Genomic DNA, 23756 nt, shown 5'->3' on the forward strand with positions numbered 1-23756 from the left:
ATTCACCCGTATGGGTGAATATCAGACGCAGACCCTCGACCGGGTGTTCGGCGCGATCTCGGATCCGACGAGGCGCGAGATCCTGACCCGGCTCTCGGCGTCGGATGAACGGGTCACGGATGTGGCGCGTCACTTCTCGATCTCGCTCAACTCGGTCTCGAAGCACGTACGCGTGCTCGAACAGGCCGGCCTCGTGACCCGCTCCGTGCAGGGCCGTAACCACGTGCTGTCGCTGAACGCGGCGCCGATGGCCGAGGCCGCCGACTGGATCGAGTACTACCGCGTGCTCTGGACGGACCGTCTCGCCGCGCTCGACCGTTTCGTCACCGGCAGGCTTGCATCCGAGCCCGCAGCATCCGAGCCCGCCGCATCCGACGCCGCCGCATCCGAACCGACCGCATCCGAGCCCGCCGCATCCGGCACCACGACATCCGGCACCACCCGATCCGGCACCACCCGATCCGACACCGACCCGACTACCGAGGGAGCATCCGCATGACTCTCCACACCCCGACCGAAGTGCTCGTCGTCAAGCGGGTCATCGCCGCCCCCGCCGACGTGATCTTCGACGCGTGGACCGACGCCGACAGTTTCGCGACCTGGATGACGGCCGGCCCGGTCACGGCAGCCGAGGCCACGACGGATCCGCGGGTCGGCGGCGAGTTCTCCGTCCTCGTGCACACCCCGTCGCAGTCGCTCCCGCATCGAGGCACGTATCTCGTCATCGACCGTCCGCGCCGGTTGTCGTTCACCTGGTGGTCGCCGAACACCGACGACCGCGAGACCACTGTGACCGTCGACTTCACCCCGGTCGGCGCCGGCACCGAGGTCGCGGTGACGCACGAGGGCCTGGTCAGCCGCCACGCCTGGGAGTCCCATTCCGGAGGCTGGGCCGCCTGCCTCGAAGCCCTCGACCGGCTCGCCGTCGCACGCACCGTCGGCCCGCGCGCCTGAGCAACCGCCGGAGGATGGGATGAACGCCACACGACTCCGCATCACCGCCGTCACCGCGACGCTCGGCCTCGCGGCCGCCGCCTGGGCGGTCACGCTCTGGCAGGCGAACGGCATGGACATGGGCGCTGCGACGCGACTGGGACCGCTCGCCTTCTTCGTACCACTCTGGATCGCGATGATGGCCGCGATGATGCTTCCGGGGGCAGCGCCGGCCGTCGTGCGGAACGCCCAGGCGAGCGGCCGCGCACGCGCTGTGCCCGCCTTCATCGCCGCGTACCTCGCCGTGTGGACGCTCGTCGGCCTCGCCGTCTACGCGCTCTACCGTCCGCACGCCCCGGTGGTCGCCGGTGTCGTGGCGATCGCAGCCGGCGTGTACGAACTGACACCGCTGAAGCGACGGTTCCGCGCGCGGTGCAGGGACGGCATCCGCTCGGGCTTCGTGTTCGGGCTGTACTGCGTCGGGTCGAGCATCGGGCTCATGCTGCTGCTGGTGACGCTGAGCGTGATGAGCATCCCGTGGATGGTCCTGGTCGCGGTCGTCGTGATCGCGCAAAAACTCATGCCGGCGAGAGCGGCGATCGACATCCCGGTCGCTGTGGCGATCATCGGGCTCGGCATCCTGATCGTCGTCGCGCCCACCGAGGTGCCCGGCCTCGTGCCGCCGATGTGAACAACGCTGAACGAAGGAGAAGACGATGACCGACCACGCGACCGGAACGCGCGACGAGTGGCTCGCCGCACGCCTGGAACTGCTCGCCGACGAGAAGGAGCTCACCCGCCGCGGCGATGAGGTGGCGCGACGTCGCCAGGCTCTGCCGTGGGTGCGCATCGACAAGGAGTACCGGTTCGAGACCGACGACGGGACCGCATCCCTCGCCGACCTGTTCCGCGGACGCTCGCAACTGATCGTCTACCACTTCATGTTCGGCCCGGACTACGACGCCGGCTGTCCGTCGTGCTCGGCGATCGCCGACGGGTTCAACGGCTCCGTCGTGCATCTCGAGAATCACGATGTGTCGTTCTTCGCGGTCTCGCGGGCGCCGCTGCCGAAGCTGCAGGCGTTCAAGCAGCGGATGGGCTGGACGTTCCCGTGGGCGTCATCGTTCGGGAGCGAGTTCAATTTCGATTTCCACACCTCGCACACCGAGGAGGAGTGGCGGGCCGGAGCCGTGGACTACAACTACCGCTCCGTCGATCTGCGGCCGCCGGAGGATGGGCGCGCCTGGTACGACGAGCTCGCCGCGAAGGTCGGCACCGACTGGGAGGGCTATCGTCGGGAGGGACCGGGGATGAGCGCCTTCGTGCTCGAGGACGGCGTCGTCTACCACACATACTCGACGTACGAACGCGGCGTCGACGCGCTCTGGGGGATGTACCAGTGGCTCGACCGCGCGCCGTTCGGCCGCAATGAGCCCGGGTTCTGGTGGCGTCGTCACGACGAATACTCTCAATAGAGTCCGAGGTCAACCCCCAGATCTCGCTTAGGAGAATGGCCTGCAGTCCGTGAGAATGTGGACAGAGAGCAGGTGACGATGTCCGCACACCATGAGGGTGCCGATGATCCGATTGGCCGGGTGTTCGCTGACCGCTATCGGCTGGACTCCGTGGTCGGGCGGGGCGGGATGGCGACGGTCTACGGCGCCTACGACGAAGCGCTCGGGCGGAGGGTCGCAGTCAAGCTCTTCCACACCTCGGTGAATGAGGTCGGACACGAAAGCGAGTTCGTCGTGCTCGCGAGCCTCGACCACCACGGTCTTGTGAGCATGATCGATGCAGGGACGGCACAGGACTCGGCCGGTCGCCCGCGGCGCTTCATCGTGATGCCGCTCGTCACCGGGGTCAACCTGCAGACCAGGCTCTTCGAGGCACCGATCTCGGCCAGGCACATCGGCGAGATCGGCTATGACATGGCCGAAGTACTCGAATACGTGCACGCGAAGCGCGTGATCCACCGGGACATCAAGCCATCGAACATCCTTCTCGTCGACTACGGCAACGGGGCGACGAGAGCGAGGGCGAAACTCGCCGACTTCGGCATCGCTCTCTCCGAGGACGTCGAACGGATGACCGCGGAGGGCCTGACCACCGGGACGGCCGCGTACCTCAGCCCCGAACAGGCGAGTGGCGGCGACGTGACCGCGGCCAGTGACATCTACTCGCTCGGGCTCGTACTGCTCGAATGCTTCACCCTGCGCAAGGAATTCCCGGGTGGCATGGTCGAGTCCGCGGTGGCTCGGCTGGGGCGCGACCCGCGCATCCCGGACGACCTGCCGGAGCGGTGGCGGAGCCTGCTGCGCGCGATGACGAGCCGCACACCTGCCGAGCGGCCGCAGGGCAGGGAACTCGTCTCGACCTTGAAGCAGATCGTGATCGCCGAGAGCGGGCGCCACAAGGACACCGAGACGCTCTTCCCTGCGGGTATGTCCCTCGGCGAGGTCGCGGACGCCACCGCGCTCGATACGCTGCCCACCGAGGCGCTGCAGCGGGCCACCGCCATGGCTGCGCGACTCCTCGATGCCCCGATCTCGATCGTGAGCGTCGTCGACCACGACCGCACCTGGTTCACCTCGCACTACGGGTCGGACGTGGCACGCATCGCCCGGGAGGTCGACCTCTCGCGAGCGGCGGTTCCGCAGCCGGAGCCGGTCGTGATCGAGGATGCGCGCAACGACCCCCGCGCACAGGGCAGTCCGCTCGTCGAAGGTCCCCTGGCACTCCGGTTCTACGTGGGCGTCCCTCTGAAGCGGCAGGACGGCCAGGTGATCGGGACACTGTCGGTGCTGGACTTCAAGCCGGGGACAGCGTCCCGGGCCGAGATCGACAACCTGCAGGACCTGGCCGCGATCATCGTCGCCCAACTCGAGCTGCGGCGTGAAGGGCTGCGCTGGGCGAGCGAGAGCAGCGGGAGCATCCCGACACCGGTGCCGGCGTCCGTGGCTGCTGCGGCGCACTAGTCTCGTCTCGCCGCACGTGCTCCAGCAGGTGCGCCGAGACAGAAGTAGTGCGGCGAGTACTGTCGGGCACGACGGGGCCACGTCCGCGCGCACCAGCAGCCACCGCCCACGTTCTGTTCGAGCGCCCACGTTCCACCGTGTGCGCTCGGACGGAAGACGTGCGGGGGCCGCGGCGCCTCCCACGGAGCGCTGGACCATTGCGGCCGCGACCCGCAGGACACTAGGGTTTCGCCATCCGCACGGATGCGCGTCCCCAGGTCCGGCGGCTCGGACGGAGGATGTCTCATGGCTGCAACCGAACCCCCGATCATCCCGCTGGCGCCGGCGGCGGCCGCGTCGACCGGGGTCGGAGTTCCCCCTGAGACGCAGGAAATCGCACCCTCGTCGCCCGTCGAGGAGCGCATCACCGCGCAGCTCGCCTGGTACCAGCGTCACGCCGGCTATTCGCGCGTCTGGTATCTCTCGGTCAAGGTCGTGCAGCTGGTGCTGGCCGCCGGGGTCCCGGTCGCGGTCGCGGTGGGCGCGCCGATGTGGCTGACGGCCAGCCTGGGCGCGGCGATCGTCGTGCTGGAGGGCGCCCAGCAGCTGTTCCAGTGGCATGACAACTGGATCCGCTACCGGATCACCGCCAGTTCGATCGCCTCGCAGCGCAGCCTGTTCGCCGCCCGGGCCGGGGATTACGCGACGACCGATCCGATACCGCTGCTGGTCGAACGGGTCGAGGCGCTCGCGACCAGCGAGACGACCTCCTGGGCGAAGTCGTCGCAGGCCAGCGAGAGTGGTCAGCCTGGGGGCGGTGCGCACCAGGCGTGATCGGATGCGCGCCTGCGCTCAGTCGGTCGGATGCGCCTCCGCCGCGTTCATCCGCGCGTCCGTCACCACGAAGAGGAAGAAGAACATCAGCAGGTCCACCGCGGTCATGATGCCGAACACCGCTGTCACGCCGAGCCACTGAGCGAGCCCGCCTCCGATCGCGGCGCCGACGGGCATCGTGCCCCAGGCGACGAGGCGGTAAGCGCTGTTGACGCGGCCGAGCAGGCGGTCGGGCGTTGCCCGCTGGCGGAACGAGACGACGATGATGTTCCAGGTCATGACACCGAGGCCGCCGACGAAGAACGCCGCACCGATGGCGTAGGCGTTGCCGGTCAGCGCGGGCACGCCGACCGTGAGTGCGGGGCCGACCATCGAGAGGGCGATCGTGCGCGCGCGCCCGATCCGCCGTTCGAGCGGGACGGCGAGGAAGGATCCCAGGACACTGCCGATGGCGAGGCTCGTCAGCAGGATGCCGTACTGTGGCTCGGTCAGCCCCATGGTCGACCCGGGACCCACGGCGTAGAGCACGAAGACGGCGAAGGCCGCATTGGAGGCGAGGTTGAACACGCCGGTCATGATCGCGAGCGAGCGGAGCACGGTGTGCCGCCAGAGGAACCGCAGGCCCTCGGCGATATCGGCGCGGATGGTGGTGCGGCCGTGGCGTTCGACCTTGAACGATCCGCGCATCAGCAGCAGTGCGCCGACCGCGACGAGCCACAGGCCGGCCGGGGTGGCGAGAGCGGCTGCCGCGCCGACGGCCGCGAGGACACCGCCGAGCGGGGGCCCGATGAACTGGTTGGTCACGGTCTCGGCGACGTACAGGCGTGAGTTGGCGCGCGGCAGCAGGTCGCGTTTGACGACCTGGGGAAGGATCGACTGGGCCGAGGTGTCGTAGATGGTTTCGGCCATACCGACGGTGAACGCGCCGACGTAGAGGATCCAGATCGAGCCGAAGCCGAATGCCGCACCGGCGGCGATCACTCCGACGATCGTGGCCCGCGCGATGTTCGCCCCGAGCATCGCGCGGCGGCGGTCGATCCGGTCGGCGAGGGCGCCGGCCGGAAGTGCGAAGAGCAGCCAGGGGAGCGTGAACGCGAAGGCGAGTCCGGCGATCAAGGTGGGGCTGCGGGTGAACTCGAGGGCGATCAGCGGAAGAGCGACCTTGAGGATGCCGTCGGCGAGGTTGGAGAGAGCGTCGGCCGACCAGAGTCGCCAGAAGGAGCCGCCGAGCTTCGCGGCCGCGGCATTCGGGTCGGCAGCGGTCCCTGCGTCGTCCGCTTTCGCCTGGCCGGCCGGGTCTGGGCCACGACCCGGTACCGCGCCGCTGTCCGTGCCAGCACCGGCGGCTGTGCCCGCACCGCCGGCGGCGTCTGCGGACGGGGTAGAACTGGTCACCATTGGAGAATTGCACATCGATTGAGAAAATTCAAGGTGATGGAAGAATCTCGATCATTGGCTATCATGAGCACGTGACGGACACTCAGAAGTCGACGCCATCCGGACTGGAGGTCGACCCGCGCGACCGCCGGCGGGAGGCGACCGTCAGCGAGGCCAAAGCGCTCTCGCATCCGCTGCGTGCCCGCATACTGCGCCTCTGCGCCCAGCACGAACTGACCAACAAAGAGCTCGCCGACCGGCTCGGCCAGGACCCGGGCACGGTGCTCTACCACGTGCGCAAACTCGTGGATGCCGGCCTGCTGCGGCCCGCGCCGGTCCGCACCGGGCCGAGCGGTGCGCTGGAGAAACCGTACCGGTCGAGCGGCCAGTCGTGGTGGCTGAGCGATCCGCTGGGCGGCAACGGGGAGGATCGCTACCTGCCGCCGATCGAAGCGTTCCAGGAGGAACTGCGCGAGGCCGGTCCCGGTGCAGTCGAAACGTTCGAGCGGTTCGCGCTGCACCTCTCACCCGCGCAGCTGGAGGAGCTCGACCTGCGCATCGTCGCGATCCTCGACGAATACGTGCTCACGGAGCACGAGCGGATGGACCAGCCGATGCACGGCGGTCTGTTCGTGCTCCACCGCCTCGCCGAGTAGCTCCCGCCCGCCCCGCCGCGAGCTACCCGTGGCCGAGATGGACACCTACGGCCGAGAGTGCCCGTTCTACTGGGCACGCTCGGCCGGAACGGGCGCTCTCGCCAGCACGCACCGCGGAGCGGCGCGCGGCGGAGGGACACTCGACGGAGCGGCGCTCGGCAGCTCGCCAGCGCGGCGCTACGCGCTCGAGGGCGCGTGCGCGGTCAGGTCGGCGACGGTCGTGACCGTCGCGAAGCTGTCGCCGAGGGCGGCGAGGAACGCGGCGTGCACTACGTCGCCGGGGATGAGCCTGCCCCCGAACTCGAGGTCGGGTGCGGCGCAGGCGTCGGCGGCGACCGTGACCGTGAACCCGAGGTCCGCGGCGGCGCGCACGGTGGAGTCCAGGCACATGCTCGTCATCATGCCGACGATGACGACATCGTCGACCGCGGCATCGCGGATGCGGCGCTCGAGATCCGTGCCGAGGAACGCGTTGGGCGACGCCTTGAGAAGGACCGGCTCGTCCGCGAGGGGGGCGACGGCTTCGTTGATCTCCACGCCCGGGGTCCCGGGGCGCATGAATGTCGCATCCGGCGCATCCCACACGTGCTGCACGTGCACGATCGGTTCCCCACTCGCGCGGAACTGCGCGAGCAGCTCCCCGGCGCGTTCCGCAGCCGCCTCTGTGCCGACCAGCGGGTATGCCCCGCCGGGGAAGTAGTCGTTCTGGATGTCGACGATCACCAGTAGTCGGGTCACCGCTCGCTCCTTGTCGTTCAGGTACTCGTGTCGCTCGGGTCTTCGTGTCGTTCAGGTCTCCGCCGGCGAAGGGCCGCACAAACCGGAAGTGGCCCCGGAACGATTCTGGGGCCACTTCCGGTTCGCACGGCTGGGTTTCACACCACAGGCGGTCGCTCGTCGATATTCTCGGGCGCCTTCTCGTCGAGCTCGTCGGGCAGCTCGAGCGGGCGGCGCTGGAAGTATGCCGCCCCCTTGCGCCAGTAGATGATGATCGGCACGACACCGATGGCGAGAGCTCCGAGGCCGATCCAGATCACGACGGTGTCGAGGCTGGGGATCGATGCACCGAAGATCCAGATCATGAAGATCGCGCCGAGCGCGGGCCACAGCCCGATGAAGATGAAGTTCTTGACCGACTTGAAGATGATCTTTCGGTAGGCGACGACGACGGCGATACCGGCGAGCGCGTAGTAGAACGCGATCTGGAGGCCGATGGAGCTGATCGCGTTGCTGAGGATGTCGCCGACACTTCCGAGGAAGTTCGAGCCGATGAACAGTACGAGGGACACGCCGACGACCACGAGTGTTGCGAAGGCCGGGGTCTTCCACTTGCGGTGCGTGCGGCCGAAGGCCGCGGGGATGGTGTTGTCGCGGCCCATGGCGAACAGCGTGCGCGTGACCTGGATGAGCGTGGTCTCGAGCGTGGCGATGGTGGACAGCACGACCGCGATGACCAGGATCTTGCCGCCGACGCCGGGCCAGATCACGTCGCCGAGCACGCTGAGGATGTTGCCGCTGTTGGCTTCGATCGTCTTCGCCGGGAGCATCACCAGGGTGGCGATGGTGAAGATCTCGAAGAGGACGAAAACGATGATCACGCCGATGATGCCGCCGAAGCCGGCACTCTTGTGGCCGTTCTTGGTCTCCTCATTGAGGTTGGCGCTGACATCCCAGCCCCAGTAGTAGAACGCGGCGATGAGGGCTGCGGCGATGAATGCGCCGGGCCCGGTGAAGTGCGCGAAGCTGAGCCAGTCCCATGAGAACGACGGCCCCGCGTGGGCACTCGTCGCTGCGCTGATGATCGCCCAGACGGCGAAGACGACCAGGATGGCGACCTCGATGACCGACATGATCCACTGCGCACGGGCGGTGATCGTCACGCCGAAGAGCACGCAGGCTGCCATCACCAGGAACCAGAGGGCACCGATCGCGGTCACGAGCCCGACGTTGTTCTGCTGGTCCGGCGCGAAGAGCGTCACGGTCATCACACCGGCCGGCAGGGCTCCGGCGACCATGAAGATCGTCGCCGAGACGACCAGTGCCCAGCCGGAGAAGAAGCCGAGGATGGGGTGGAGTGCGCGGCCGACCCACGAGTACGCAGCGCCGGCGTTCACATCCGCCCGGCCCAGGTACATGAAGGCCCAGGCGATGCCGAGCATGGGGAGGCCGCACCAGAGGAGGGCGGCGGGGCTGGCGAGTCCGGCCGCGGCGACGAGGGTCGCTGTCGTGGCGGCGATCGAGTAGGCGGGGGCGCTGCCCGCGACCGCCATGACGATCGAGCCTGCGGCGCTGACGCCGTCGGCCTGGAGTTCGTGCTTGTGGTCGCCCGACGGGCCGTCTTGTGACGGTCGCGTCGTTGCGTCTGTCCGGGTCATTGGTTCTCCTGCTTCGTTGCAATACCTGCGCTGACATTAGCAGTGTTGGGGAGACAGGACAACGCGAATTTCGACGGAATCTGTCGCATTCTGCAATACGGGCCACGCGATCCGTCGAGGTAACTGAAATACCCGATGGAATCCGTTGCCTGAGGATCGGGCGGTGGACGTCAGCCCCGGGCTTTGAGCGCCCGCCAGCCGCCTGCGCGGTTGTTGTCCGCGATCTGCCGGATCATCACCGCGAGAGCCTCGGCGTTCACGGTCCCGCCGCGCGTGATGCCCACGGTCCGCGCTGTCGTATTGTCGTGGCCCGCCGTGATGATCCCGTCCGGGTCGGGGACGATCGCCCCGTCATAGACGAACACGTTCACGTGGTCCTTGGCGGCGAGCAGCGCGCAGACGTTGCCGTCGAGCACGAAGTAGGGGCGGTTCGTCCGCTTGATCGTCTCCTCGATGTCGGGCTCCGCCGCGTGCACGATCTCGCGCACCGTGCGGCAGATCTCCTGCTGCCAGTCGTCCAGACCGTCGATGTAGTCGTCGACGCGCGGGTCGCGCTTTCCCATGGCGCACACTCTACGAGGCGGGCGCGCGACGTGGAAGCGCGCGACGTGGAAGCGCGCGACGTGGAAGCGCGCGACGTGGAAGGCTGTACGCATGGCGACGGTCACGCATCGGCAGGCGGCGCGCATCCTGGCCGAACAGGATCCCGTGATCGCGCGCCTCGTGGCCGAGGGCGGCCTTCCGCGGTTCCCCGCTCCGACGCAGAGCCATTTCGCCCAGCTCGTGCAGGCGATCACGTACCAGCAGCTCGCCGGTCCCGCCGCCCGGGCCATCCACGGACGGCTCATCGCGGCCCTTCTCGGTGACGTCACATCCGAACGGGTCCTGGCCACCCCGCCTGAGGTGCTGCGCGCGGCCGGGCTCTCGATGAACAAGCTCGCTTCGCTCCTCGACCTGTCGACCAAAGTGCTCGACGGCACCGTCGTGCTCGATTCGCGACGGCTCGCGCGGCTGAGCGACGACGACGTGGTCGCCCGCCTCACCGAGGTGCGCGGGATCGGGAAGTGGTCGGCCGAGATGTTCCTCATGTTCCAGCTCCGGCGGCTCGACATCTGGCCGACCGGCGACCTGGGGGTGCGCAAAGGGTTCGGCCTCGCCTGGCGGATCGAGACGCCGACGGTGAAGCAGCTCGACCTGCTCGGTGAGCCGTACCATCCGTTCCGCAGCATCGTCGCCTGGTACTGCTGGCGGGCGACCGAGCTGTACGCCGGCGCCCGCGCAAGCGTCGTCACGACCGGTGCCGCCGATCCGCCGACTGAGTCGTCCAAAGCCACAGCTAACACACAGCTTGGGAGGAACAGCCTGTGACCGTACCTCGTTCTACCTACTGAGGCGCTGCAGCCAGCAGTGACCCGAAGCGAAGGAGAAAGCACAGTGTCACACGAGTACCGCAAGGACCCGGAGGCCATTTCCCGGCTCACCACCGAGCAGTATCGCGTCACCCAGGAAGCAGCGACGGAGCCTGCCTTCCGCAACGAGTTCTGGGACAACCACGAGCAGGGCATCTACGTGGACATCGTCTCAGGCGAGCCGTTGTTCGCATCCGTCAACAAGTACGACAGCCGCTCCGGCTGGCCCAGCTTCACCGTGCCCATCGACCCGGCCAACGTGGTCCTCAACCAGGACCGCACGTATGGGATGGTGCGCACGGAGGTCCGCTCCGCTCACGGGGACAGCCACCTCGGCCACGTCTTCGACGACGGGCCAGCAGACCAGGGCGGCCTGCGCTATTGCATCAATTCAGCAGCACTCCGGTTCATCCCAGTGGCCGACCTGGAGTCCGAGGGTTACGGCGACTACCGCAGCCTGTTCACGACCGCAACGACCGCAACGACAGAGGAGACCGCACGATGACCGCAACCACTGAGAAGGCCATCCTCGCCGGAGGATGTTTCTGGGGAGTCCAGGACCTGATCCGCAAGCGTCCCGGCGTCATCTCCACGCGCGTCGGCTACAGCGGCGGTGACGTTCCGAACGCCACCTACCGCAACCACGGCAACCACGCCGAGGCGATCGAGATCATCTTCGACCCGGAGAAGATCAGCTACCGCGACCTGCTGGAGTTCTTCTTCCAGATCCACGATCCGTCGACGAAGAACCGTCAGGGCAACGACGTCGGCACCAGCTACCGTTCCGCGATCTTCTATACGAGCGAGGAGCAGAAGCGCGTGGCGGAGGACACCATCGCGGATGTCGATGCATCCGGTCTCTGGCCCGGCAAGGTCGTGACCGAGGTCACGGCAGCCGGTCCGTTCTGGGAGGCCGAGCCCGAGCACCAGGACTACCTGGAGCGCATCCCGTGGGGCTACACCTGCCACTACGTGCGCCCGGACTGGAAGCTGCCGCGCCGCGAGCAGGCCGTCGCGCAGTAGTCGCGCAGCAGAAGCGCAGAAGCGCAGTAGCACAGTAGCGCAGCCGTCGCAGTGACGGGGAGGGGAGCTTCGGCTCCCCTCTTTCGTTTCCGCCGATCGGTTCGGATGCCCTGCTAGCGTGGCCGTGTGGGCGTACGAATCGAGAAATTCGACCTGCCGGGCATCGGGGTCCGCCACGACCTGGTCACCGAGAGCGGGCGGAGGCTGAGTGTCGTCTCGCATCGGGACGGCGACCGCGACCTCGCCCTGTTCAGCCTGGACGACCCGGATGCGAGCAGCTTGTCGATTCCGCTGAACGACGAAGAGGCTGCCGCGCTCGCCGACCTGCTCGGCAGTTCCGTGACGCTCAGCCGGCTGACCAGCCTGACCGGCGACACGGCTGGGCTGTTCACCGAACAGCTGCAGCTTCCGACCGATTCGCCCTATCTCAACCGTCCGCTCGGTGACACCGGGGCGCGGACCCGCACACGCGTCTCCATCGTCGCCGTCGTGCGCGGCCATGAGGTGATCCCCTCCCCGACGCCGGCGGATCTCCTGCGGCCCGGTGACATCCTCATCGCCGTGGGCACGAGGCACGGCCTGGACGCCCTCGCCCGCCTGATCGCCGACGGGTCGGACTGAAACCGGTCGCGCCATGCAGGAGACGACGCTGATACTGATCGAGATCGGCGCTCTGCTGCTCGGGATGAGCCTCGTCGGACGGTTCGCCATCCGCATCGGGATCTCGCCCATCCCGTTCTACCTGCTCATCGGACTCCTGTTCGGCGAAGGCGGTTTCCTCCCGCTGGATGCGAGCGCGAGCTTCTTCCAGGTCGGTGCCGAGATCGGCGTCATCCTGCTGCTCGCCCTGCTCGGGCTCGAGTACACCGCAAGCGAACTCCTCACCACGCTGCGGCGCTCGCCGGCGAACGGCGCGCTGGATGGCGTCCTGAACGCCGTCCCCGGCGCTGTGCTCGCACTCGTCCTGGGGTGGGGGCCGATCGCGGCCGTCGCGCTCGGCGGCATCACCTGGGTATCGTCCTCGGGCGTGGTCGCGAAGATGCTCCGCGATCTCGGGCGACTCGGCAACCGGGAGACGCCCACGGTGCTGGCGATCCTCGTGCTGGAGGACCTTGCCATGGCCTTCTACCTGCCTGTGCTCGCCGCGCTGCTCGTCGGGGTCAGCATCCTCGAGGGCGCCCTGGCCGTCGCCGTCGCCGTGGCTGTCGTGTCGGCCATCCTGTTCGTCGCCCTCCGGTACGGCTCGGTCATCTCGCGCATCTTCTCGCCCGAACATCCTGAGCCGCTCTTGCTGGGTGTGCTCGGACTCACCATGCTCGTTGCCGGTGTGGCCCAGCAGGTCAACGTCTCGACCGCCGTCGGTGCCTTCCTGGTCGGCATCGCGCTCTCCGGCCGGGTGGCCCAGCGGGCGAGCCAGGTGCTGACCCCGCTGCGCGACCTCTTCGCTGCGGTGTTCTTCGTGTTCTTCGGACTCGCGACGGATGCCGCGGAGCTGCTCGTCATGCTCGGGCCCGCGTTCGTGCTCTCCGTGGTCACCATGGCCACCAAGGTCGCCACCGGCTACATCGCCGCCCGGCGTGCCGGGATCGGAGTGCCTGGCCGATGGCGCGCCGGGCTGGCACTCACCCCGCGCGGCGAATTCTCGATCGTCATCGCCGGGCTCGCCGTGAGCAGCGGAATCCAGCCCGGTCTCGCGCCGCTCGCGACCGGTTATGTGCTGATCACCGTGATCACCGGACCGCTGCTGGCGCGCATCCCCGACACCGGATGGTTCAAAGCCGCGACCCGGTCGCGGCGTCGTGCTGCGCTCGACGGATGAGCCGGACCTGACCGCCGGATTCTTTGTCGGGCCTGTCGATTTCGTGACCTCGCACCCGTCGTAGGGATGAACACCACCGCTGCCGACCGGCAGCACGACACGAGGAGTACGGAAATGGCGAAATACGTTCTGCTGTACCAGGGCGGCGCAGCACCCCAGAGCCCCGAAGAGGGCGAGAAGGTGACCAAAGCGTGGATGGAATGGTTCGGCTCGGCCGGTGACGCCATCCTCGATGCCGGCAACGCATTCGGCGGGTCGACGGCCGAAGGGGCGGACCTCCCCGCGAGCGGCGTCAACGGATACACGGTCGTCCAGGCCGGGTCGTCCGGCGAGGTGGAAGGCCTGCTCAAGGGCCACCCGCACCTCGCCGCCGGCGGTCGCATCGAGGTCCACGAGACCATCGACATGTAGCACGCAGGGTGTGGACCGGGCGCGGGTTCCGTGGCCCGGTCCCACCCGTGCGTGGGTTGCGGAGGTGCCGGATCTGCGAATCCTGCTGCACTCCTTCCCGCGCATCCGCCACGTTGACAGAATGAGGGCGTGACAGGCACGACCGGCGGCACCGAGGCCCTGGACCGATTCCCGGCCCAGCGATGGCGCATGTTCGCGATCGCGTACCAGATGCTCGGGACCGCCTCGGATGCGGAAGGCATCGTGCAGGACGCCTGGCTCCGCTGGAGCAGTCGAGGGGATGCGGGGCCCGCGGATGTCGGCAGCGAACTCGCGCGCATCGTCACGGCCCTGTGCCTGACCCGTCTCGAATCGGCTCGGGCGCAACGCGAGTCGTACGACGGTCCGTGGCTTCCGGAACCGGTGCTCACCGCATCCGCGTTCGACGGGCCCGAAGGGACCACCGGCGTGCTCGGACCGCTCGACATCGCCGCCCAGCGTCGAAGTGTCTCGTTCCCGTTGCTGAGCCTGCTGGAACGGCTCACTCCACCCGAGCGTGCGTCCTGTGTCCTGCGTGACGGCTTCGAGTACAGCCATCGCGAGGTCGCCGATCTGCTCGGCACCACGGAGGCGAACGCCCGCGAACTGCACGCTCACGCTCGCCGTAACATCGAGTGGCCGCGGGTCCCGCCGATCGAACCAGAGCGGTGGCAGGGACTCGTCGACCGACTGTTCGCCGCGGCGCGCGACGGAGATGCCGGGGCGCTCGAGCAGGTGCTAGGGGAGGACGTTGTCGCGCGCGTCGACGGTGGTGGCCTGGTCAGCGCAGCGCGGGAGCCGATTGTCGGTCGCGAGGCGGTCGCGCGCTACCTCGTCGGCGCCGTTGCGCGATTCAGCGGCGGAGTGGATCCGTTCACGGCGCAGGTCAACGGCGAGCAGGCGGTCGTTGTGCTTGCGGGCGACGAGATCGCTGCCGTGTGGTTCGTTCATGCCGACAGGGATCACGTGACGGGACTCGACATGGTGGTGAATCCGCAGAAGCTGGCCTTCGCGCAGGGGCAGCTCTCGCGCGTGGCCGACCCGGCGGGGCTGTGATGGGTGAGTCGGCGGGCGCTGGGGCCAGTGGCGGTGCTGGTGGCGGTGGTGGCGCGGGTGTCGGCGCGGGTGGTGCTGGCGCGGGTGGTGCTGGTGCGGCCGGTGGTGGCGCTGGCGCGGGTGGTGCTGGCGCGGGCGTCGTCCTCGTCACGGGCGGTACGGGCACGCTGGGGGCGCCGGCCGTGGCGCTTCTTCGCGGCGCTCGTCCGGCGGGTGGTCGTGAAGGGCTTGCGGGGCCCAACGGAAGCGATGGAGCTGACGGAGCCCGGGATGTCCGGGTGCTGAGCCGGCATGCGGGCCCGGGACATTATGTGGGTGATCTCAAAACTGGGAACGGGCTCCGCGATGCGCTCGCCGGAGTGACGACCGTTCTGCATCTCGCGACCTCGTTCGGTGGCGGCGATTCGCGCATGACGCGGAATCTTCTCGACGCAGCGAAGACCGCCGGTGTCACGCACATCGTGTACGTCTCGATCGTCGGCATCGACAAGATCGCCCTCGGCTATTACAAGGAGAAGCTCGCGTGCGAAGAGTTGGTGGCGGATTCGGCTGTGCCGCATACCACCCTGCGGGCGACCCAGGTCCACAATCTCGTCGCGACCTTGTTCGCGTTCCAGCGGTTTTCGCCCGTGCTCTTCGCGCCGTCGATCCGGATCCAGCCGATCGCTGTGGAGGAGGTCGGGGCTCGGCTCGTCGAGCTTGTGAACGGCACGCCTGCCGGGCGCGTGGCCGATATCGGCGGCCCCGAACGGTTGACCGGAAGGCAGCTCGCCGACGAGTGGAAGAGCTATCGCCGGTCGCGGCGTCCTGTGTGGCCGGTCAGGGCGCCGGGGGCTGCTTTTCGTGCATTGGCCGCGGGGAGCAACCTGGCGGAGGGCGAGCCCTACGGCGTCGTCACGTTCAGCGAGTTCCTTGCGTCGCGTCCGCGCTGACCTGCGTGCGATCAGGGCTTTCGTCGTGTCGTTCACAGGTGGGGTTCTTTGAGAGTTGTCCACAGGTAAATTCCTGATCAGAGGCTGTTTATAACCGGCCGGATGTCGGTGGTGTCTGGCAGGGTGGGAACATGACTTTCCCACCGGTGTCCGATCTCGACGCGGTCGCTGCTGCGCTCGACGCGCTGCGCGTGCTCGAGGCGGATGCGGTCCCGGACGCCGGTGCGGTCGCGGGTCCGGTTGCTGCGGGCGCGCCTGTTGCGGGCGCGGATGCTGCGGGTGCGGATGCGAATTCGGGCGCAGATCCCGGCCGTGGGGTCGGCGCGTTCGCGGATCCGGTCGGTGACTTCGGTGGCCGATGCCCGGATGCTGCAACCGACACGCAGGGCTTGTCGGAGGCGCAGTTGCTGGTGCGGTCGTTGGCGGCGCTCGGTGCGGTGCGGGCGGCGGTGGACCGGGTGGCTCTGTCCCGGATCGGCGCCCTGGACCGGGCCTGCCGGGTGGACCCGGATTCGGATCCGGTCCGGGCGGCCGGGCACCGGGACATCGGGTCGTTGCTGGCCGAACTGTGGAAGACGGCGTTGCCGGCGGCCCGGCAGTTGTGTGCGGTCGCCACCGCGGTGGCGCCCCGGCACAGCCTGCTCGGCGGCGAGCTGCCGGCCGAGTTCCCCGACCTCGCCCACGCTCTGCTTGGTCCGGTGCCGGGCGGCGACGACCCCGATCCGGCTGCCGGCCCTGACACCGAACACGATCCTGGCGGTTCCGGCGACGATGGACCAGCGTCGGGGGCGGTGGTGTCGGTGGAGCAGGCGGCGGTGATCATCCGGGAACTGGGCAAGACCGGTCCCGGCTGCACCCTGGAGAACCGGGGTGTCGGGGAGCGGGCGCTGATCCAGCACGCCCCCGCCCTGACCGTGGAACAGTTACGCCGGCTCGCGATCCAGGTGCGGGACCGGTTGGATGCGGACGGGATCGAACCCCGCGAACAGCTGCACCGGCGGCGCCGGTCGTTGCGCATCACCACCAGCCCGGACGGGATGACCCACATCGACTGGTGGCTGGATGCCGAATCCGCCGGCCACGTCCTGCCCCAGATCCACGCCTACGTCACCCAGGACTACCACACCACCCACAACCACCACCACGACTCCGACGGTCACGGCAACCGCGACCGCCACGGCGGCCCCGCCGGGACCCGCCCAGGCGACCAGCACGGCGCCCGCGCCGAGCAGCGCACGAGCGCCGATCCCGGTGACCCAGACCATCCGGGGATCGACGCTACCGTCTCAGCCACGGACCCGGCCGGCCGGGTCCGGTTCCCAGCGCAGTCCGACCCAGCCGGCCCCGACCCAACCGGATCCCACCACTCCAGCCCCGACCGGTCCGGATCCGACCAGTCCGGATCCGACCAGTCCGGCGCCGACCCCACCGGAGCCGACGAGTCCGGAGCCGACGAGTCCGGAGCCGACCCGTCCGGGCGTGACATGGGGATGCCGGAGACCCGGACGCTGGCGCAGCTGCGGTCGGACGGGGCGGTCGAGGTGTTCCGGCACCGCGCCGGTTGCACCCACGCGGCCACCCGGCCACCGGTGACGATGATCATCCGGATCCCCCTGGCCGCCCTCCGCACCGGCACCGGGGCCGCCGAGATCGACGGCACCCCCACCCCGGTCAGCGCGGCCACCGCCCGCCGACTCGCCGCCGACGCCCACCTGATCCCCGCCGTCCTCGGCGGCCGCAGTGAAGTCCTCGACCTCGGCCGCAGCCAACGCCTGTTCAGCACCGCCCAAAAACACGCCCTCGCCGAGAGGGACGGCGGCTGCGCCTGGACCGGCTGCCCACACCCACCCGCCTACACCCACGCCCACCACCTGCACTGGTGGGACCGCGACACCGGCCCCACCAACCTCACCAACGGCATCCTCCTCTGCTCCCACCACCACCACCGGATCCACGACGACGGCTGGAACATTCACATCCACGACAACGTCCCCTGGTTCACCCCACCCCAACACCACGACCCCACCCAAACCCCCCGCCGCGGCGGACGAATACAACTCCCCGAACCACCACAATGAACCCAACCCCCAGAACCATGAGCGCCACCACGACCACGCACGCCACCACGACCAGCCACAGCACCATGAGCGCCACCACGATCGACTGCAGCAGAATGAGCGCACGACGACCAGCCGCACAGAATGAGCGCACCACGACCAGCAGCAGCACCATGAACCAGCCATCACGACCAGCCGCGCCACCACTACCAGCCGCGCGGCAGTCGATCCGGGAGCTTCAGCTCTGACAACGCGGACAGAAGTATGTCACCCGCTGTTCGAGCTCCGTCCGACCGAGCTCACCCCGTTCGATGAGCGTCCCGCACCGCAGACACGGTCGACCATCCCGCCCGTAAACCCAGCTGCTTTCGCCGCGGCGCATGCTCCCGGTGGTCACCCGTTGAGCCCGATCGCGGTTGGCGACCATCATCCGATGCGCCAGCGCAACCGTCGCGGGAAGGTCGGCATCCTTCGTGGGGCGTGTGGGCAGCATCCCGCGTACGAAACAGACCTCGTTGGCGTACGCGTTGCCGATTCCGGCGAGATTCCGTTGATCGAGCAGAGACACGGCGATCGGTTGATCGGGATGCACGGAGAGCCGACGCACGGCCTCCCCCGCATCCCAGTCCGGTCCCAGCAGGTCGGGTCCGAGATACCCGACGACCTGTTCTTCCGCGTCCCGCGGCACGACTTCGAGGATTCCGAGCTGAAAGCCGACGGCGACGACATCCGCAGTCGACAGGACCACGCGGACCTGAAACCCCGGATGCCGCCAGCGAGCACCGACGGCGTACACCTCCCACGACCCCTCCATCTTCAGATGGCTGTGGATGCTCACCCCACCGACCCGAATCAGCAGGTGCTTGCCACGACTGACGACAGAATCGACCCGTTCGCCTGCCAGGTCGAGCGTCGCGAAAGCGGGCACCCGGAAATCACTCCGAGTGAGCACTTCGCCCTCGAGCGCGTTGCGCAACAACCGAGCGGTGCGGTAGACCGTGTCGCCTTCAGGCATATGTGCACATCACTATCCGGGGATGCTGCGTACCCCCGCGCGGCATCCCACCTCGCATGCACTCAGCCTCGCGCGCACGCTGCGTCCCGTGTGCACGCTGCGTCCCGCGTGCACCCTGCGTCCTGTGTATACGCGGCGTCCCGCGTGCACCCTGCGTCCTGCGTGCACTCCGGGCCCCGCCGCAGTCACCCCAATTGCTCACGACCGCAGCCGCAGGCCACGCGGTGTGGCAAGGAATCCAGCAGCAGACAACGCATCCCCCAACGGCGTTCCGAGAACGAAACCGCCGTTGACCGTTTCGATCGCGAGCTTGTCCACCCGACCGCGAGTGATCAAGCTCCCGAGCGCCCGAGCGGTGACCTCGAGCACACGCGGATCGTCGCTGAACGAGAGAAGACTCTTCCCGCCTCGTTCGACATAGAGGGTCAGAGCACCATCGACGAGAACGACGAGCGCACCGGCTTTGCGGCCGGGCCGGTGACCGGTGCCGGCATCCTCCGGTGTTGCCGGCCAGGGAAGCGCGGCACCGTACGGGTTCGCTGGATCGGTCGCGGCAAGGGCGACAGCACCGAGCGGGGGGTCCTGCGTGTGGTCGAGCGTGAAAGACCGCAGCCGATCCACAGTCGCACCGGTCGCGAATTGGGCAGCACCGAGCGTCTCGACGAAGTACCCGCGACGGGCACGGCCCGACTCCTCGAATCCGCTGAGCACTTTGTATGCGAGAGCGAATCCGCCCGGTGCGCCTTCGTTCATCACGGATCCGCGCGTGACGACACCGTACCGGTCGAGCAGGGTCTCGGCGAGGGCATGTGCTCGAAGGGTCGCATCCGGGTCGGCAGGGGGAAGAACCGACCACCGCCCACCAGCGATCGGCGGACCGACCCGGGTGACGAGCGCAGAGCGACCCATCGATCGGCCGCGATAGAGCCGCGATCGTGGCGCCGTCTTCGGCCGCTTGTGAGCGCCGGAACTGCCGGTCAGGGTCCGCAGGGGAGCGAGGGTGTCGTTCGTGAGAAGTCCCGCCCACACGAGATCCCAGATGGCGGTCACGAGTGTGTTGTCATCGACGGGTTCGAACGCGGCTCCGGATAGCCCGGACTCGCGGCTCACCCGTTCGGCGTTGATCGCATCCGACAACTGCCGGAAGAAGAACCCGCCACCGCGCCCGAGCGCGTCGAGGATGTCGCGCTGGAGCGCATCCGGTTCGAAATCGATCGGCAGGGGCAGGGTGACCGGTGCGGCTTCGGCGAGATGAAGGCTCACCCACCCGTCGTTGCCCGGCAACGACCCGCCACCGGCCCACACGACTTCGCCGGTCGCGGTCAGTTCATCCAGCATCGCTGGACTGTAGTCAGACACCCGAGAAGGCAGAATGAGCGACTCCCATGCCGATGCGGGAATACGTGCACCGGCGAGCTGTTCGATGACGGATGCCACTGCATCCACTCCGCGAAGGACGCCACCGACGTGCTGCCAATCCGGCAGGAACCGGGCGAACGTCTGCGGGTCTACCGGCTCGACTTCGTGGCGCAGCGCTGCCAGTGACAGCCGGCGGAGGCGCCGGAGGATCTCCGCATCGCACCATTCGGCACCGAACGCCTGGGGCCGGAACTCGCCTTCGACGATCCGTCGATCGTGCGCGAGCCGCCGCAGGGCGTCGTTGACGACGGCACTGCCGAGTCCAAGGTGGGCTGCTACATCCGCGGTGGTGAACGGACCGTGGGTGCGTGCATACCGGCTGACCAGGTCGCCGAGCGGGTCGTCGACCGGTTCGATGAACGCGACCGGCACTCCGATCGGGAGAGGAACGCCGAGCGCGTCACGGAGTCGACTTGCATCTTCGATCGCGACGAACCGTTCCGACCCGGCGATCGTGACCGTCAGCGCCCGTCGCGCATCGACGAGCTCGGTGAGGAATCCGAGCGCGACAGCCCGGCCCGCAGGACCGTCGCCGTCGCCGTCGCCCTGGAGACGTTCACCGGCTTCGTCCGCGGTGAGCGGCCCGAGCATCCGGATGAGGTCTGCCGCACCTTCGAGCCCGCGTGCGCGCCGATCCGGTGCGAGGCGCTGAACCTCCCGCTCGACCCGTTCGATGACGGCGGGATCGAGCAGTTCGCGCAGTTCCGCACGCCCCAGCAGCTCGGCGAGGAGTCCGGCATCCAGGGACAGCGCAGCAGCGCGCCGCTCCGCAAGCGGGCTGTCGCCTTCGTACATGAAGGCAGCGACGTAACCGAAGAGCAGGGCCCGGGCGAACGGCGAAGCTGACGCGGTGGTGGTCTCGACGATGCGCACGCTGCGTTCGCCCAGCTGCTTGGCCAGAGCGTCGAGCGCGGGCAGGTCGTAGACGTCCTGCAGGCATTCGCGCACGGTCTCGAGGATGATCGGAAAGGTCGGATACTTGCGCGCGACATCCAGCAGCTGCGACGCCTTTTGCCGCTGCTGCCACAGCGGCGAACGTTTGCCCGGGTTGTATTTCGGCAGCAGCAGGGCGCGGGCCGCGCACTCACGGAACCGCGCGGCGAACAGGGCCGATCCGCCGACTTCGGTGGTCACGAGCTCGTCGAGCTCTGCGGGCTCGAAGACGAAGAGCTCGGCCCCCGGCGGCTGGGATTCGGTGTCGGGGATGCGCACGATGATGCCGTCGTCGGCCGCCATGCAGGCGCCTTCGATGCCGAAGCGCTCCCGAACCCGTGCACCGACGGCGAGTGCCCACGGTGCGTGGACCTGCATGCCGTACGGGGAATGCATCACGACCCGCCAGTCGCCGAGCTCGTCGCGGAACCGTTCGACGACGAGGGTCCGGTCGGTCGGGAGGTGGCCGGTAGCCGTGCGCTGCTCCTTCAGGAAGGAGAGCAGGTTGCCGGTGGCCCACTGGTCGAGGCCTGCTTCGACGCAGCGCAGCTCGGCGTCGGTGTCGGATGCTCCACTCACCTCGCGCACGAAAGCTCCGACCGCACGCCCCAGCTCGGCGGGACGACCCAGCCCATCGCCTTTCCAGAACGGCAGGCGTCCGGGCTCGCCGAACGCGGGCGTGACGAGCACGCGGTCGTGGGTGATCTCCTGGATGCGCCAACTGGTCGATCCGAGCGCGAAGACGTCGCCGACCCGGGACTCGTACACCATCTCTTCGTCGAGTTCCCCGACCCGGCTGGCTTTCTCGCCGACCATGTAGACGCCGAAGAGGCCGCGATCGGGGATGGTGCCGCCACTGGTGACGGCCAGGCGCTGGGCGCCGGGCCGACCGGTCAGCGCACCCGAGTCGCGGTCCCATACGATGCGCGGTCGCAGCTCGGCGAACTCGTCGGACGGATAGCGACCGGCAAGCAGGTCGAGGGTGGCGTCGTACGCGCTCCTCGGGAGGGTGGCGAACGGGGCGCATCGCCGCACGGTGTCGAACCAGTCGTCGACGTCGATGGGTTCGAGGGCGACCGCGGCGACCGTCTGCTGGGCGAGGATGTCGAGCGGATTCGTGGGCACCCGCAGGGCCTCGATGAGCCCGGAGGTCATTCGTTCTGCGGCGACGGCCGTGTGGATCAGGTCGGCCCGGTGCTTCGGGAACATGATGCCCCGCGACACCTCGCCCACCTGGTGACCGGCACGACCGACCCGCTGGAGCCCGCTCGCGACGGAGGGCGGGGACTCCACCTGCACGACGAGGTCGACAGCACCCATGTCGATTCCCAGCTCCAGGCTGGACGTGGCCACGACGCAGCGCAGGCGGCCGGACTTGAGGTCGTCCTCGATGATGGCGCGCTGCTCTTTGCTCACGGAGCCGTGGTGGGCCCGGGCGAGCACGAGTGTGTCCGGATCGGCGCCGGCGAGCGCGGAGCCTTTCGTCTGGCCGGATGCGCCCATCAGCTCGGCCGGTGCCCGCGCTCCGGTCACGGCACCGGGTTCCGGAAGCGGCCCACCCGCGGCCACGAGCCCGGATTCTCCGCCGAGGAGCCGCTCTTCGTAGATCTCGTTGAGGCGCGCGGTCAGCCGTTCGGCCAGCCTGCGCGAGTTGGCGAAGACGATCGACGACCGGTGTTCGAGCACACGGTCGACGATCGCTTCTTCGACGTGCGGCCAGATCGACCCGGTCTGGGGCGCGCGCGTATCCCCTTCGTCGTTCCAGGTGGAGGTGCCCAGCTCGCTCATGTCTGCGACGGGCACGACCACCCGCAGGTCGAACCGCTTGCCGGAGGCCGGGGAGACGATCTCCACAGGAGCCCGGCCCCCGAGGAACCGAGCGACCTCCTCTGCCGGACGCACGGTCGCGGAGAGGCCGATCCGCTGGGCCGGCTTCGCGAGCATCGCATCGAGTCGCTCGAGCGACAGCGCGAGATGTGCACCGCGTTTCGTCGCGGCGACGGCGTGCACTTCGTCGACGATGATCGTCTCGACCGACGCGAGGGTCTCCCGCGCGGCCGAGGTGAGCATCAGGAACAGCGACTCCGGCGTGGTGATCAGGATGTCCGGCGGGTTGGTGACGAGCGCTCGGCGATCGGCTGACGTCGTGTCGCCGGACCGGACCCCGACGCTGACATGCGGGGGCTCCGCGCCGAGCCGTTTCGCGGTCTGGGTGATGCCGACGAGCGGTGCCCGGAGGTTGCGTTCGACGTCGACGCCGAGCGCTTTCAGCGGTGAGATGTAGAGGACGCGCGTGCCCGGCGGACGCTCGTGGTCGCGGTCCTCGGCGGCGAGCCGGTCGATCGCCCACAGGAACGCGGCCAGGGTCTTACCGGAACCGGTCGGCGCGACGACGAGCGCGTGCGAGCCGCGACTGATCGCATCCCACGCGCCGGACTGTGCGGTCGTCGGTTCGGGGAACGCGCCACTGAACCACTCGCGCGTGGCGGGGGAGAACCGGTCGAGCACGTTGCTCATCCGTCCATCCTTACGCAC

At 68.7% G+C, this 23756-nt stretch carries 23 protein-coding genes; 17 read left to right on the top strand and 6 right to left on the bottom strand.

Annotation, left to right across the window (positions count from 1 at the left end; translation table 11 throughout):
• The first annotated feature begins 10 nt into the window (after nt 1-10).
• From ACV7NN_RS14765 to ACV7NN_RS14790, 6 genes are all read left to right on the top strand, one after another.
• Nucleotides 11-499, top strand: coding sequence for an ArsR/SmtB family transcription factor (locus tag ACV7NN_RS14765; protein WP_463350327.1), 489 nt, complete (start codon nt 11-13; stop codon nt 497-499).
• Entirely contained in the window at nt 496-954 is a 459-nt protein-coding gene (locus tag ACV7NN_RS14770) for an SRPBCC family protein (protein ID WP_463350328.1), read from the top strand. Before ACV7NN_RS14765 ends, ACV7NN_RS14770 begins: the two co-directional genes overlap by 4 nt.
• Before the next feature lie 19 nt (nt 955-973).
• Nucleotides 974-1624, top strand: a complete 651-nt coding sequence (locus tag ACV7NN_RS14775) for a copper chaperone (RefSeq protein ID WP_463350329.1) — start codon at nt 974-976, stop codon at nt 1622-1624.
• A gap of 25 nt (nt 1625-1649) precedes the next feature.
• Entirely contained in the window at nt 1650-2408 is a 759-nt protein-coding gene (locus tag ACV7NN_RS14780; protein WP_463350330.1) for a DUF899 domain-containing protein, read from the top strand.
• Nucleotides 2409-2486: 78 nt separating this feature from the next.
• A complete protein-coding gene (locus ACV7NN_RS14785; protein WP_463350331.1) occupies nt 2487-3908 on the top strand; it encodes a protein kinase domain-containing protein in 1422 nt (473 codons plus the stop codon).
• Between the two features lie 285 nt (nt 3909-4193).
• Nucleotides 4194-4721 carry a DUF4231 domain-containing protein gene (locus ACV7NN_RS14790; RefSeq protein ID WP_463350332.1) on the top strand — a complete coding sequence of 176 codons (528 nt, stop codon included), beginning with the start codon at nt 4194-4196 and terminating at the stop codon, nt 4719-4721.
• 18 nt (nt 4722-4739) lie between these two features.
• Here ACV7NN_RS14790 and ACV7NN_RS14795 read toward each other — a convergent pair whose 3' ends face one another.
• On the bottom strand, nt 4740-6119 hold the full coding sequence (locus ACV7NN_RS14795) for an MFS transporter (RefSeq protein ID WP_463350333.1): 1380 nt from the start codon (nt 6117-6119) through the stop codon (nt 4740-4742).
• A gap of 71 nt (nt 6120-6190) precedes the next feature.
• Here ACV7NN_RS14795 and ACV7NN_RS14800 point away from each other — a divergent pair, with 71 nt between their 5' ends.
• Entirely contained in the window at nt 6191-6754 is a 564-nt protein-coding gene (locus ACV7NN_RS14800) for an ArsR/SmtB family transcription factor (protein WP_463350334.1), read from the top strand.
• A 177-nt stretch (nt 6755-6931) separates the two neighbouring features.
• On the opposite strand, the gene ACV7NN_RS14805 is transcribed toward ACV7NN_RS14800, so the two are convergent.
• From ACV7NN_RS14805 to ACV7NN_RS14815, 3 genes are all read right to left on the bottom strand, one after another.
• Nucleotides 6932-7492 (bottom strand): cysteine hydrolase family protein, encoded by a 561-nt coding sequence (locus ACV7NN_RS14805; protein WP_463350335.1) that lies wholly within the window; start codon nt 7490-7492, stop codon nt 6932-6934.
• A 137-nt stretch (nt 7493-7629) separates the two neighbouring features.
• Nucleotides 7630-9129, bottom strand: a complete 1500-nt coding sequence (locus ACV7NN_RS14810) for an APC family permease (RefSeq protein WP_463350336.1) — start codon at nt 9127-9129, stop codon at nt 7630-7632.
• 170 nt (nt 9130-9299) lie between these two features.
• On the bottom strand, nt 9300-9692 hold the full coding sequence (locus ACV7NN_RS14815) for a DUF1801 domain-containing protein (protein ID WP_463350337.1): 393 nt from the start codon (nt 9690-9692) through the stop codon (nt 9300-9302).
• A 91-nt stretch (nt 9693-9783) separates the two neighbouring features.
• Between ACV7NN_RS14815 and ACV7NN_RS14820 the strand changes: the two genes are divergently transcribed.
• The 10 genes from ACV7NN_RS14820 to ACV7NN_RS14865 all read left to right on the top strand — a co-directional run bounded on the left by ACV7NN_RS14820 (nt 9784) and on the right by ACV7NN_RS14865 (nt 17875).
• Entirely contained in the window at nt 9784-10497 is a 714-nt protein-coding gene (locus ACV7NN_RS14820; protein ID WP_463350338.1) for a DNA-3-methyladenine glycosylase family protein, read from the top strand.
• Between the two features lie 66 nt (nt 10498-10563).
• Nucleotides 10564-11043, top strand: coding sequence for a peptide-methionine (R)-S-oxide reductase MsrB (gene msrB, locus ACV7NN_RS14825; RefSeq protein WP_463350339.1), 480 nt, complete (start codon nt 10564-10566; stop codon nt 11041-11043).
• Complete coding sequence (msrA, locus tag ACV7NN_RS14830) at nt 11040-11561, top strand: peptide-methionine (S)-S-oxide reductase MsrA (RefSeq protein WP_463350340.1); 522 nt, start codon at nt 11040-11042, stop codon at nt 11559-11561. The genes msrB and msrA overlap by 4 nt, the downstream gene beginning before the upstream one ends.
• Before the next feature lie 126 nt (nt 11562-11687).
• Complete coding sequence (locus tag ACV7NN_RS14835; protein WP_463350341.1) at nt 11688-12182, top strand: cation:proton antiporter regulatory subunit; 495 nt, start codon at nt 11688-11690, stop codon at nt 12180-12182.
• A gap of 13 nt (nt 12183-12195) precedes the next feature.
• Nucleotides 12196-13380 (top strand): cation:proton antiporter, encoded by a 1185-nt coding sequence (locus ACV7NN_RS14840; RefSeq protein ID WP_463350342.1) that lies wholly within the window; start codon nt 12196-12198, stop codon nt 13378-13380.
• Nucleotides 13381-13494: 114 nt separating this feature from the next.
• Nucleotides 13495-13791: a hypothetical protein gene (locus ACV7NN_RS14845; RefSeq protein ID WP_463350343.1), complete on the top strand. Its 297-nt coding sequence runs from the start codon at nt 13495-13497 to the stop codon at nt 13789-13791.
• Between the two features lie 129 nt (nt 13792-13920).
• Nucleotides 13921-14865, top strand: coding sequence for a sigma factor-like helix-turn-helix DNA-binding protein (locus ACV7NN_RS14850; protein WP_463350344.1), 945 nt, complete (start codon nt 13921-13923; stop codon nt 14863-14865).
• Between the two features lie 27 nt (nt 14866-14892).
• On the top strand, nt 14893-15150 hold the full coding sequence (locus tag ACV7NN_RS14855) for a hypothetical protein (RefSeq protein WP_463350345.1): 258 nt from the start codon (nt 14893-14895) through the stop codon (nt 15148-15150).
• Complete coding sequence (locus ACV7NN_RS14860; protein WP_463350346.1) at nt 15144-15797, top strand: SDR family oxidoreductase; 654 nt, start codon at nt 15144-15146, stop codon at nt 15795-15797. The genes ACV7NN_RS14855 and ACV7NN_RS14860 overlap by 7 nt, the downstream gene beginning before the upstream one ends.
• Before the next feature lie 131 nt (nt 15798-15928).
• Nucleotides 15929-17875, top strand: a complete 1947-nt coding sequence (locus ACV7NN_RS14865; RefSeq protein WP_463350347.1) for a DUF222 domain-containing protein — start codon at nt 15929-15931, stop codon at nt 17873-17875.
• Between the two features lie 217 nt (nt 17876-18092).
• On the opposite strand, the gene ACV7NN_RS14870 is transcribed toward ACV7NN_RS14865, so the two are convergent.
• Nucleotides 18093-18869, bottom strand: coding sequence for a DNA-formamidopyrimidine glycosylase family protein (locus ACV7NN_RS14870; protein ID WP_463350348.1), 777 nt, complete (start codon nt 18867-18869; stop codon nt 18093-18095).
• A gap of 198 nt (nt 18870-19067) precedes the next feature.
• The gene (locus ACV7NN_RS14875; protein WP_463350349.1) at nt 19068-23738 is read right to left on the bottom strand and encodes an ATP-dependent helicase; all 4671 of its coding nucleotides are present in this window, start codon (nt 23736-23738) and stop codon (nt 19068-19070) included.
• Nucleotides 23739-23756 lie beyond the last annotated feature (18 nt).

Source organism: Leifsonia sp. Ger2509, assembly GCF_055231915.1.

Coding starts and splice junctions, on each gene's coding strand:
- ACV7NN_RS14870 (WP_463350348.1), bottom strand. CDS start 18,869: ATGCCTGAAGGCGACACGGTCTACCGCACCGCTCGGTTGTTGCGCAAC.
- ACV7NN_RS14795 (WP_463350333.1), bottom strand. CDS start 6,119: ATGGTGACCAGTTCTACCCCGTCCGCAGACGCCGCCGGCGGTGCGGGC.
- ACV7NN_RS14780 (WP_463350330.1), top strand. CDS start 1,650: ATGACCGACCACGCGACCGGAACGCGCGACGAGTGGCTCGCCGCACGC.
- ACV7NN_RS14810 (WP_463350336.1), bottom strand. CDS start 9,129: ATGACCCGGACAGACGCAACGACGCGACCGTCACAAGACGGCCCGTCG.
- msrA (WP_463350340.1), top strand. CDS start 11,040: ATGACCGCAACCACTGAGAAGGCCATCCTCGCCGGAGGATGTTTCTGG.
- ACV7NN_RS14775 (WP_463350329.1), top strand. CDS start 974: ATGAACGCCACACGACTCCGCATCACCGCCGTCACCGCGACGCTCGGC.
- ACV7NN_RS14770 (WP_463350328.1), top strand. CDS start 496: ATGACTCTCCACACCCCGACCGAAGTGCTCGTCGTCAAGCGGGTCATC.
- ACV7NN_RS14790 (WP_463350332.1), top strand. CDS start 4,194: ATGGCTGCAACCGAACCCCCGATCATCCCGCTGGCGCCGGCGGCGGCC.
- ACV7NN_RS14785 (WP_463350331.1), top strand. CDS start 2,487: ATGTCCGCACACCATGAGGGTGCCGATGATCCGATTGGCCGGGTGTTC.
- ACV7NN_RS14865 (WP_463350347.1), top strand. CDS start 15,929: ATGACTTTCCCACCGGTGTCCGATCTCGACGCGGTCGCTGCTGCGCTC.
- ACV7NN_RS14820 (WP_463350338.1), top strand. CDS start 9,784: ATGGCGACGGTCACGCATCGGCAGGCGGCGCGCATCCTGGCCGAACAG.
- ACV7NN_RS14875 (WP_463350349.1), bottom strand. CDS start 23,738: ATGAGCAACGTGCTCGACCGGTTCTCCCCCGCCACGCGCGAGTGGTTC.
- ACV7NN_RS14845 (WP_463350343.1), top strand. CDS start 13,495: ATGGCGAAATACGTTCTGCTGTACCAGGGCGGCGCAGCACCCCAGAGC.
- ACV7NN_RS14765 (WP_463350327.1), top strand. CDS start 11: ATGGGTGAATATCAGACGCAGACCCTCGACCGGGTGTTCGGCGCGATC.
- ACV7NN_RS14815 (WP_463350337.1), bottom strand. CDS start 9,692: ATGGGAAAGCGCGACCCGCGCGTCGACGACTACATCGACGGTCTGGAC.
- ACV7NN_RS14840 (WP_463350342.1), top strand. CDS start 12,196: ATGCAGGAGACGACGCTGATACTGATCGAGATCGGCGCTCTGCTGCTC.